We start from the raw sequence: 9,790 nt of genomic DNA on the forward strand, positions 1-9,790 counted from the left end.
GCAGAGAAGCCAGACCCGGCTGTCAGCAAGGCGATCAGCAAGGCGGCGCAGGAGAAGACCAAGGACTACTGGACGTCGTCGCGCATGAAGAACGCGAAGAGCGGCGGCCTGCTCGTCCGCGACCGCAGCGAGGTGACGTCATCCAGCACCGTCGCGAAGGGCGAGCCGACGGTCGTCCGCGGCTCGGCCGCAAAGCCCACGGGCAAGCCCTCCAAGGGATTCGGCGGTGGCTACTACACCGGCGGCGGCAAGGTCGTGCAGACCACCGGCAAGGTGTTCTTCACACTGGCCGGCACCAACTACGTCTGCTCCGGCAGCTCGACCGTCGCGGCCAACAACAGCCTCGTGCAGACCGCCGGGCACTGCCTCAACGAGGGCCCCGGCGCATTCGCCACGAACTTCACCTTCGTGCCCGGCTACGACGACGGCGCTGCCCCGTACGGTCAGTTCGCGGCGGCCGAGCTCCACACGTCCAGCCAGTGGGCCAACCAGGGCGACCTCAACTACGACATCGGCTACGCGGTGGTCGGCACGGCAGGCGGCTCGACCCTCACCGGCGCCGTCGGTGCCCAGGGTGTCGGGTTCAACCTCGCCCGCAACGCCACGATGTACGCCTTCGGCTACCCGGCGGCCTCCCCGTACGACGGCTCCGACATCGCCTGGTGCAACGGACAAGTCGCGGCCGACACGTGGGGTGGCAGCTCGACCCAGGGCATGGTGTGCAACATGACCGGCGGCTCGTCCGGCGGACCCTGGTTCATCAACTACAGCGAGGCCAGCGGCATCGGCACGCTGAACTCGCTGAACTCCTTCAAGTACACCGGCGGACCTCTGAGCAACCGGATGTTCGGCCCGTACTTCGGCAGCGTGGTCCAGGGCGTCTACAACACCGCCCAGAACTGACGGAATTCGAATGATCCTGCCGAACTATGCCGATATAGTCCTAAAGGACTAGAACTTGCGCTAAGGTTTGTACTGACCAACGCGCGACGACCATCTCGGGGGGACGGTCGAAACGCGAGCAGGGGGACCGAAAGGCCCGGTTGTCTCGGGGGGGATGACCGGGCCTTTCCCTTGCCCGTGGCGCATTTCCCCCCGTGGCCCGGCACCTCCGCCGTTACTGTTTGCCCATGGATCAGGCGGCCTTCTACGGCGTGGTGTCGGCGATCAACTTCACCCTCCTCGGTCTGTGGTGGGTGGCGGTCAAGGACAAGACCAACGTCATCGGCCACGAGAACGCGGCGTCACGACGCGCTGCGTATCTTGTCTCCTTGCAGTTCATCATCCCGGCCACGGTGTCGTTGCTCGCGCAGGTCTCTCCCGAGGAGAAGGCGATCTGGCGCATCGCCTTCGGGAGCGCCGGCGTGATCGGCGCCATCGGCATCCTCCTGCTTGCCCAGCAGATCTGGGTATCGACCACCGCGCGGATCTCGCCGATCGTGTTCGGCATGTTCGGGGTTCCGGTGTACATCCTCGTGTTCGCCGTGGCCTTCGCGCCCACCTTGGTCGCCGAGGCGGGCCTGACGCTGAAACCGATCGAGATCGAGGGGTTGCTGTTCAGCGCGCTTGTCTTCCTTGGGGTGCAGGAGGCCTGGGTCGTCTCGATGACGCCCGACAAGGAGGAAGAAGCGACCGTCGAGGTCGTTTAGGGCGCGTCTCCCGCCCTAACCTGGGAACTCCCACGGGTCGGGACCAGTGCGCTCGTTGCGGTTGAGCGCGGAGATCGCGTCGATCTCGTCGCCCGCGAGCTCGACCTCGGTGGAGGCGAAGTTCTCCGCGATGCGGTCAGGAGTCACCGACTTCGGGATGACGACGTTGCCGAGCGCGAGATGCCAGGCGATGACGACCTGGGCCGGCGTGGCGTCCTTGGCCCTGGCGAGCTCGGTGATGACTGGGTCGTCGAGCACGGCGCCCTGGGCGATCGGGCTCCACGCCTCGGTGACGATCTCGTGCTTGTCGTGGAAGATGCGCAGCTCGTCCTGCGTGAGGTAAGGGTGCAGCTCGATCTGGTTGACGACCGGCACGGTGAGGCCGAGGTCGAGCAGCCGCTGGAGGTCCTCGACCCGGAAGTTCGAGACGCCGATCGCCCGGATGCGGCCGTCCGCGTACAGCTGCTCGAATGCCTTCCAGGTGTCGACATAGCGGTCCTGCTGCGGCGCGGGCCAGTGGATGAGGTAGAGGTCGAGCACATCGAAACCGAGTCGTTCCAGGCTGGCGTCGAACGCCTTGAAGGCAGCATCGGTGCCCTGGTCGTAGTTCCACAGCTTGGTCGTGACGAAGACGTCGTCTCGGCTGAGCGACGAGGACGCGATCGCCTCTCCGACGCCCTGCTCGTTGTGGTAGGCCAGCGCGGTGTCGATATGGCGGTACCCCACATCGAGGGCTTGTGTGACGATGTCCGCGGTGTCCTTCGGAGGGACCTGGAACACCCCGAAACCGAGCTGCGGAATGGAGACGCCGTTGTTGAGGTCCAAGGTGGGAGTAGTCATGTCACCACCGTATGACGGTGCTGGTGAGGCGGTGTTTCTGGTGGCTGACGCTCAGCCGGACGGAGCGTCGATGAGCAGCTCGATGCCGTCGAGGAGCACGCCGAGGCCGAGTCGCATGTCGCCCTCGGTGCCCATCGCGACGTCGAACGCCCCGGCCTCCCAGAGCTTCGTCATCGTCGGGAACCGTTCCTGCGAGTAGTAGGTGCCCCAGAAGCCGCTGCGCGAGTCCCAGTACTCATCCGCGCTGACGCCGGTGCTGGCCGAGACGCGGGTGTCGACGATGGCGCTGCGGGCCGCGCCGAAGACGTGCGACTCCACCAGTCCGGTCACGCGGGCGACGGTGTGCGGTGGCAGCCCGGTCAGGTCGAAGGATCGGTAGAGGTCTTCCTGGACGTCGAGCACGTTCGGGCCGAGCGGCATCCGCCACAGGTTCGCCCACACCAGCCACGGGTGCGACTGGTACATCGACCAGGCCTGGTCGGCATGGAACTCGACCTGCTCGCGCCAGGGCAGGGACGGATCGGGACGGGAACGATCACCCCAGGCGCGGTCGATCATCAGCTCGAAGAGCTCCTCGCGACCGGGCACATACGTGTAGAGACTCATCGCCCCGACGCCCAGCGCCGCAGCCACCTTGCGCATCGAGAGCGCGTCGACACCCTCCTTGGCAGCGATCGACATGGCGGTGTCGACGACCCGCTCGAGAGTCAGCTTCTGCTTGGGGCCCCGGGCCGCTGGCGTCGGCGGATCCCACAGCAGATCGATCATGTGACGCCCTTCCGGCGTGCCCCAGGTGCTCGGGTCGTCAGTCGTCTGCTCGCTCATCGTTCACCTCCTACGCACTTTTCTGTCACACCGTACAGCGTATAGTGTTACTGTCACTCAGTACATCGTACGGAATGGGAGATCTGATGATTCACACGGAGAACCTTGCGCGGACCTTCACGACCGGCAAGGACACGATCGAGGCGGTGAAGGGCATCGATCTCGACGTCGCCGAGGGCGAGCTGGTCGCGTTCCTCGGTCCGAACGGGGCCGGCAAGTCGACGACGCTGCGCATGCTCACCAGCCTGCTGACGCCGACGTCCGGCTCCGCCACGGTGGCGGGCATCGACGTCACGGCCGACCCAGCGGGCGTGCGGTCGCGCATCGGCTATATCGGCCAGAAGGACGGCGCCGGCTACAACTACCGGGTGCGCGACGAGCTCCTCATGCAGGGCCGCTTCTACGGCCTGAGTCGTGCCGAGTCGGCGCGTCGCGGTTCGGAGCTGCTCGCCAGCCTCGACCTGCAGGGCATGGAGATGCGCAAGGTCTCCACGCTGTCCGGAGGTCAGAAGCGTCGTCTCGACATCGCCCTCGGACTCATTCACGAGCCCGGGCTGCTCTTCCTCGACGAGCCGTCCACCGGCATGGACCCGCAGAACCGGGCGAACCTCTGGGAGCACATCACGCGGCTGCGCAAGGAGCGTGGCACGACGATCGTGCTGACCACGCACTACCTCGAGGAGGCCGACACCATGGCCGAGCGGGTCGTGGTCATCGACCACGGCCGCATCATCGCCGACGACACGGCCGAGGCGCTCAAGGCCGAGCAGGCCGGAGACCGCATCTCCCTGACCGTGGCTGCGGCCGACGTCGGGGTCACCCGGGCCGTCTTGGAGCCGGTCGGCTCCGAGCTCACCGAGTCGCCGACGCACGATGGCATCCGGATCGGATTCCGGGTCGATCGAGCCACCAGAACACTGCCGCGCCTGGTGCACTCGCTCGGCGACAAGGGGGTCGACGTGCTGGAGGCCTCGGCGCACCAGCCCACGTTGGACGACGTCTTCCTCAACCTCACCGGACGCAGCCTGCGCGAAGCAGTCGAGACAGGAGTAGAAGCATGAGTACCGCCACTCTCACCCCCGTTCGCCCGAACGTGGTCACCGACATCGGCGCGGTGTGGACGCGCGAGACCCTCACGATCCTCCGGGACCCGTTCTCGCTGATCTTCTCCCTCATCCAGCCGCTGGTGTTCCTCGGCCTGTTCGGTCCGCTGCTCGCGGGCGTGGCCGGCGAGGACATCCCGTTCGGCACCACCCTGCAGTTCTTCCTTCCGGGTGTCGTCGTGATGATCACGATGTTCGGCACGTCGATGACCGGGGCCAATCTCCAGTACGAGATCATGACCGGCGCGTTCGAGCGGATCCTGGCCACGCCGCTCTCGAGGCCGGCCCTGATGATCGGACGTGCACTCAAGGAGCTGACGCCCCTGGTCGTGCAGGCGGCGATCATCACGCTGGTGGCGGTGCCGTTCGGGTTCGAGCTGTTCCCGGCTCACATCGTGGTCGGCCTGCTCATCCTGGGCGTCTTCGGCGTCGGCGTCGGTGCGCTGTCGTATGCATTGGCGATCGCGGCCCGCAAGACGGAGTGGATCTTCTGGGCCGTCCAGCAGTCGTTGCTGTTCCCGCTGCTGATCCTGTCCGGCATGATGCTGCCGCTCGAGACCGGACCAGAGTGGATGCAGATCGCGTCGAAGTTCAACCCGCTCACCTACATCGTCGATGCGGAGCGGACGCTTTTCTCCGGCACCTTCGCCGACACCGACGTCCTGCTCGGCGCGGTCGCGGCACTGGTGACGGCGGTCGTCGGCCTCGGGGTCGGTGTCCGCGCCATCACGAAGAGCATCTTCTAGGCGGTGGCCGCCCAGTCGGGGTTCCAGCCCTCGATCTCGTCTGGGCGGCGTGCCTTGGGCCCGGTGTAGATCGACGACGGACGGATGAGCCGCCCGGTCTTGTACTGCTCGAGGATGTGGGCGCTCCAGCCGGCGGTGCGGGCCGACGTGAACATCGCAGTGAACATGTTGGCCGGGATCTCGGCGAAGTCGAGGACGATCGCGGCCCAGAACTCGACGTTGGTCTCGAGCACCCGATCCGGGCGCCTCTCGCGCAGCTCCTTCAGCGCAGCCTGCTCGAGCGCCTCTGCCACTTCGGCGCGCGGGGCCTTGAGCTCGCGCGCGGTGCGGCGCAGCGTGCGGGCGCGAGGATCCTCGGCACGGTAGACGCGGTGACCGAAGCCCATCAGCCGTTCGCCGGAGTCGAGCAGCTCCTTGACGTACGCCGTGGCGTCGCCGCTCTTCTCGACCTGCTCGATCATGTGCAGCACGCGCGACGGAGCCCCGCCGTGCAGCGGACCCGACATCGCGCCGACCGCGCCGGAGAGCGCAGCGGCGACATCTGCCCCGGTGGAGGCGATGACGCGGGCGGTGAAGGTGGAGGCGTTCATGCCGTGCTCGGCGGCCGACACCAGGTAAGCGTCGATTGCCTTCGCGTGGTCGGGATTGACCTCGCCGCGCCAGCGCATCAGCATCCGGTCGATGATCGTGTCGCACCGGTCGATGTCGGCCTGCGGGATCATGGGCTGCCCGACGCCGCGGGCGGCCTGCGCCACGTACGACAGGATCATCACCGCCGTGCGGGCGAGGTCGTTGCGGACGTCGGCCGCCTCGGGGATGTCGTAGAGCTGCCTCAGGCCCCAAGCGGGCGCGGTGAGGGCGATGGCGCTCTGCACGTCGGCTCGGATGTCGCCGGAGTGCACCGGGATCGGGAACGGCTCGGCCGGACCGAGGCCGGGCTCGTAGGCGCCGTCGACCAGCAGACCCCAGATCTTCTCGAACGGCACGCGACCGACGAGATCGTCGATGTCGACGCCGCGATAGCGGAGCGCGGACCCCTCCTTGTCGGGCTCGGCGATCTCGCTCTCGAACGCGACAACTCCCTCGAGCCCGTGATGTACCTCTACGCCATCTGCCATGGGCGACATTGTGCCCCTTGGCAATACCGTGGGTGCATGCAGTCCCCTGACCTCGCGGCCCTGCGAGCCGAGTACACGCGGGAAGGACTCGACGAGAGCGACGCGGGCGACGACCCGGTCGTCCTGTTCCGGCGCTGGCTCGACGATGTCGCCGCCGCGGGCATCCACGAGTCCAACGCGATGGCGCTCGCCACGGCCGATGCGTCCGGACGTCCATCCGTGCGGATCGTGCTCCTCAAGGGCTTCGACGATCGTGGTGCGGTGTTCTACACCAACTACGACTCACGCAAGGGTGACGAGCTGACGGTGAACCCGTGGGCGTCGGCCGTGCTGCTCTGGCATCCGCTGCAGCGGCAGGTGCGGATCGAGGGACGGGTCTCGCGCATGGATGCAGCTGAGTCTGACGCATACTTCGCCTCACGGCCGCGTGGTGCCCAGATCGGTGCCGTCGCCTCGCGACAGTCGCATCCGATCGAGAATCGGGGGGCGCTCGAGGAACAGGTTGCCGACGCCAAGCGGGCCTTCGACGGCCGTGACGTCGAGCGTCCTGAGCAGTGGGGCGGCTTCCGGCTCTCGCTCGACGTCGTGGAGTTCTGGCAGGGTCGGGCCGACCGCGTGCACGACCGCCTCAGATTCACGCGCGCGGGTGAAGGCTGGTCGCGCGAGCGGCTCCAGCCCTGATCGCCTACTGCCAGCTGCTGACGATGACGGCGATGACCGGCAGCTTGATCAACCAGTCGCCACCGTGGATGGCGGCCAGCTTCATAGGCGTGTGTTCGTGGATGATCGCTCCGATCCAGAGCACGAGCGGGAACCCGACCCACAGGAGCAGACCCAGGGCGAGGCCGTCGAGCCATCCGTCCGTCCCGATCATCGCTGCCAGGCCGGCGACCACGGTGGTCAAGATGATGCAGCGCAACAGCTCGATCGCGAACTGCCACGGCTTCATCGACTCACCGACCGCGGCGGACTCGCTGACGGTGGCCAGCTGCTTGCCGAGGATCGCGTAGTAGAACCCGCCCAGGACGAAGGCGACAGCCGAGGCCACGAAGATCGCGATGAGGTTCACGTCAGGCACGATGTCACGAGTCGGCGGTCTTCATCTCGATCCAGGTCTGCTCGGCGCGGCCGAGCAGCTCGCCGTCGCGGGTGTAGAGGGCGGTGGACGACAGGAACTTGCGACCGTCGTGCTCGTCGAGTCGTCCGGTGGCGAGCAGCTCTTCACCGACCCGGGGCAACCGGATGACCTGAGCCGTCATCCGCCCCAGGAGGATGGAGTGGCGGTTGAAGTCCACCGCCCACCCGCCGGGACAGTCCAGGCCGGCCCAGGACAGCGGGACGTCCAGCGCCCCGTCGGCCCGACCGAACGCCGGATGCGGCGACCACGGCGTCGCCGTCCGGTTGTCGTCGACCGGACCCGCGAAGAGCCGCAGCCCCTCACCTTCGCCCCGCTGGGTGCCGCAGGTGAAGCAGTGGTCGAACGGATGCCGGACGAACCCGGGATAGGCCGCCAGGCCCGAAGCCGCCTTGTCCTCGGAGGGGCACGGCACCGCCTCCCGCGCGAAGGACCCTTCGACGGCTGCGCCGATGATCGCGCCGCCCGCCGTGACGAGCCGGACTTCGAGGTCGTCCCGCTCCCAGGTGAGGGGAGTGTCGAGCGGAGGCGGCTGGCGCAGTGTCGAGGTCGTGATCTCGCTGCCGTGCTCATCTGCCAGCAGGCCGCACACGTACCCGCCGTTCCCGGAGCGCTCCGGGCCGTTGAACTGCGCGGGGATCGTGACCATGGGGCCAACCTACGGCCCTTCAGTCGCGAAGGAGCACGGCACGTCGTGGAACAATGGCGACGTGAGCGAGCTGATCGACACCACCGAGATGTACCTCCGCACGGTGTACGAGCTGGAGGAGGAAGGCATCGTCCCCCTGCGTGCCCGGATCGCCGAACGTCTGCACCAGAGTGGTCCCACGGTCAGTCAGACGGTCGCCCGCATGGAGCGCGATGGCCTGCTTTCCGTCGAGGGCGATCGGCACCTCGAGCTCTCGCCCAAGGGGCGCCAGCTCGCGACCCGTGTCATGCGCAAACATCGCCTTGCAGAGCGGCTGCTCACCGACGTCATCGGACTCGAGATCGAGTACGTCCACGAGGAGGCGTGCCGCTGGGAGCACGTGATGTCCGAGCAGGTCGAACGCCGACTCGTCGAGCTGCTCGAGCACCCCACCGAGTCGCCCTACGGCAACCCCATTCCCGGACTGTCGGAGCTGGGCGAGGAGGGCGACGATGCCGACTTCCTGGCGGGCGTCGAGCCGCTCACCAAGGCGGTCAGCGGTTCCGTCGAGCCGGTCCGGCGCATCGTGCGCCGCATCGCCGAGGAGCTGCAGAAGGACACCCAGGTCATGTCGGTGCTTCGACGCGTCGGCGCACTGCCGGGCAACGACGTGCTGGTGTCACAGGGGCACGACGGCGTGGTCGTCGCCCGCCAGGCTGAGACGGCCGAGATCGACGCCGAGGCCGCGGCCCACATCTTCGTGAGTGTCTAGGCCCTCTTCGGCGGCATCGGGATGAAGCCGCTGGTGCGGCGTACGTAGTCGTCGTAGCCGGGCTTGCTGGAGCGCATGCCCTTCTCGTTGAGGGTCGCGCCGGTGACCTTGGTGAGAAAGATCGTCATCGCGATCGGACCGATGATGGTGGCCACGCCGGCCCACGACGACGCCGCCACGATCCAGATGCCCCACCAGACGCAGGCGTCTCCGAAGTAGTTGGGGTGCCGCGTGTACTTCCACAGGCCGTGATCCATCAGCTTGCCCTGGTTGTCCGGGTCCTTCTTGAACCTGGACAGCTGGAGGTCGCCGACGGTCTCGAAGAACATCCCGATCGCCCAGACGAGCAGACCGAGCCAGGCCTGCAACGTTCCGGTGCCCTCGTTGTTCATGCCGACCATCACGGGGGTGGCGACGAGCCACATCGCGATTCCCTGCGGGACGAACACACGACGGAGCGCGACCTGGGTGAAGGCACCGCCGTCTGAGTCTGCGAGCTGCTGATAGCGCGGGTCCTCGGGCAGCCGGGAGTTGCGGACCTGCAGGTGGATCGCGAGGCGAGCTCCCCAGATGACGACGAGGAAGAGCAGGAACGCCTGCGGCCCCGGCATGCCATCGCCGTACCCGGTGACGAACAACGACACGACGGCCACGGCGATGAAGCCGAGTCCCCACGCGGTGTCGACGACGGTGAGCTTGTGCATGCGGATGGCGAGCCACATGGTGACGCCCATGAAGATGACGACAGTGACGAGCCCGATCGTCAGGGTGAGGACAGCGTGAGAGGTGTCGTTGGGGCTCATGAAAGCCAGCCGGCCGGCGAGGTCGGCATGCTGCTCTGGCCCGTGCTCGACGGCTTGACGGCCAGGATCTGGTCGACGCCCATGCGGTTCTCCTCGAACGCCAGCGACCCGCCGGCGAAGTACAGTCGCCAGACCCGGGCCGTCTCCGCACCGACCAGCGCGACGGCCCTC

Annotated in this window: 12 protein-coding genes; 6 read left to right on the top strand and 6 right to left on the bottom strand. The window is 67.4% G+C overall.

The window, feature by feature from the left end; genetic code table 11:
- On the top strand, positions 1-903 hold a 903-nt coding region (locus ACRDPN_RS14315; RefSeq protein WP_431449242.1), incomplete at its 5' end, for a trypsin-like serine peptidase.
- Between the two features lie 227 nt (positions 904-1,130).
- A complete protein-coding gene (locus ACRDPN_RS14320; protein WP_431449244.1) occupies positions 1,131-1,649 on the top strand; it encodes a hypothetical protein in 519 nt (172 codons plus the stop codon).
- 15 nt (positions 1,650-1,664) lie between these two features.
- Here ACRDPN_RS14320 and ACRDPN_RS14325 read toward each other — a convergent pair whose 3' ends face one another.
- Both ACRDPN_RS14325 and ACRDPN_RS14330 read right to left on the bottom strand, forming a co-directional pair.
- Positions 1,665-2,489 (bottom strand): aldo/keto reductase, encoded by an 825-nt coding sequence (locus tag ACRDPN_RS14325; RefSeq protein ID WP_431449246.1) that lies wholly within the window; start codon positions 2,487-2,489, stop codon positions 1,665-1,667.
- 51 nt (positions 2,490-2,540) lie between these two features.
- Positions 2,541-3,314 (bottom strand): TetR/AcrR family transcriptional regulator, encoded by a 774-nt coding sequence (locus tag ACRDPN_RS14330; RefSeq protein WP_431449248.1) that lies wholly within the window; start codon positions 3,312-3,314, stop codon positions 2,541-2,543.
- An 86-nt stretch (positions 3,315-3,400) separates the two neighbouring features.
- Here ACRDPN_RS14330 and ACRDPN_RS14335 point away from each other — a divergent pair, with 86 nt between their 5' ends.
- Together ACRDPN_RS14335 and ACRDPN_RS14340 are read left to right on the top strand one after the other, a co-directional pair.
- A complete protein-coding gene (locus ACRDPN_RS14335) occupies positions 3,401-4,375 on the top strand; it encodes an ATP-binding cassette domain-containing protein (protein ID WP_431449250.1) in 975 nt (324 codons plus the stop codon).
- Entirely contained in the window at positions 4,372-5,163 is a 792-nt protein-coding gene (locus ACRDPN_RS14340; RefSeq protein ID WP_431449252.1) for an ABC transporter permease, read from the top strand. The genes ACRDPN_RS14335 and ACRDPN_RS14340 overlap by 4 nt, the downstream gene beginning before the upstream one ends.
- On the opposite strand, the gene ACRDPN_RS14345 is transcribed toward ACRDPN_RS14340, so the two are convergent.
- Positions 5,160-6,281: a citrate synthase 2 gene (locus ACRDPN_RS14345; RefSeq protein ID WP_431449254.1), complete on the bottom strand. Its 1,122-nt coding sequence runs from the start codon at positions 6,279-6,281 to the stop codon at positions 5,160-5,162. The genes ACRDPN_RS14340 and ACRDPN_RS14345 overlap by 4 nt on opposite strands.
- Positions 6,282-6,317: 36 nt before the next feature.
- On the opposite strand from ACRDPN_RS14345, the gene pdxH reads away from it, so the two are divergent.
- Positions 6,318-6,962, top strand: coding sequence for a pyridoxamine 5'-phosphate oxidase (gene pdxH, locus ACRDPN_RS14350; RefSeq protein ID WP_431449256.1), 645 nt, complete (start codon positions 6,318-6,320; stop codon positions 6,960-6,962).
- Positions 6,963-6,966: 4 nt separating this feature from the next.
- Here the strand turns inward: pdxH and ACRDPN_RS14355 are convergent, their stop codons facing one another.
- Both ACRDPN_RS14355 and ACRDPN_RS14360 read right to left on the bottom strand, forming a co-directional pair.
- Positions 6,967-7,350, bottom strand: coding sequence for a DUF1761 domain-containing protein (locus ACRDPN_RS14355; protein ID WP_431449258.1), 384 nt, complete (start codon positions 7,348-7,350; stop codon positions 6,967-6,969).
- Between the two features lie 13 nt (positions 7,351-7,363).
- Complete coding sequence (locus ACRDPN_RS14360) at positions 7,364-8,065, bottom strand: hypothetical protein (protein WP_431449260.1); 702 nt, start codon at positions 8,063-8,065, stop codon at positions 7,364-7,366.
- Positions 8,066-8,126: 61 nt separating this feature from the next.
- On the opposite strand from ACRDPN_RS14360, the gene ACRDPN_RS14365 reads away from it, so the two are divergent.
- A complete protein-coding gene (locus ACRDPN_RS14365; protein ID WP_431449262.1) occupies positions 8,127-8,816 on the top strand; it encodes a metal-dependent transcriptional regulator in 690 nt (229 codons plus the stop codon).
- On the opposite strand, the gene ACRDPN_RS14370 is transcribed toward ACRDPN_RS14365, so the two are convergent.
- Positions 8,813-9,619: a DUF1295 domain-containing protein gene (locus tag ACRDPN_RS14370; RefSeq protein WP_431449264.1), complete on the bottom strand. Its 807-nt coding sequence runs from the start codon at positions 9,617-9,619 to the stop codon at positions 8,813-8,815. The two genes, ACRDPN_RS14365 and ACRDPN_RS14370, sit on opposite strands and share 4 nt — an antisense overlap.
- Between the last annotated feature and the right edge of the window lie 171 nt (positions 9,620-9,790).

It is taken from the genome of Aeromicrobium sp. (genome assembly GCF_050700635.1).
GTDB lineage: Bacteria > Actinomycetota > Actinomycetes > Propionibacteriales > Nocardioidaceae > Aeromicrobium.

Excerpts from the sequence above, each read along its gene's own strand:
- ACRDPN_RS14360 (WP_431449260.1), bottom strand. The coding sequence starts at position 8,065 with ATGGTCACGATCCCCGCGCAGTTCAACGGCCCGGAGCGCTCCGGGAAC.
- ACRDPN_RS14345 (WP_431449254.1), bottom strand. The coding sequence starts at position 6,281 with ATGGCAGATGGCGTAGAGGTACATCACGGGCTCGAGGGAGTTGTCGCG.
- ACRDPN_RS14340 (WP_431449252.1), top strand. The coding sequence starts at position 4,372 with ATGAGTACCGCCACTCTCACCCCCGTTCGCCCGAACGTGGTCACCGAC.
- ACRDPN_RS14330 (WP_431449248.1), bottom strand. The coding sequence starts at position 3,314 with ATGAGCGAGCAGACGACTGACGACCCGAGCACCTGGGGCACGCCGGAA.
- ACRDPN_RS14370 (WP_431449264.1), bottom strand. The coding sequence starts at position 9,619 with ATGAGCCCCAACGACACCTCTCACGCTGTCCTCACCCTGACGATCGGG.
- ACRDPN_RS14325 (WP_431449246.1), bottom strand. The coding sequence starts at position 2,489 with ATGACTACTCCCACCTTGGACCTCAACAACGGCGTCTCCATTCCGCAG.
- ACRDPN_RS14320 (WP_431449244.1), top strand. The coding sequence starts at position 1,131 with ATGGATCAGGCGGCCTTCTACGGCGTGGTGTCGGCGATCAACTTCACC.
- pdxH (WP_431449256.1), top strand. The coding sequence starts at position 6,318 with ATGCAGTCCCCTGACCTCGCGGCCCTGCGAGCCGAGTACACGCGGGAA.
- ACRDPN_RS14335 (WP_431449250.1), top strand. The coding sequence starts at position 3,401 with ATGATTCACACGGAGAACCTTGCGCGGACCTTCACGACCGGCAAGGAC.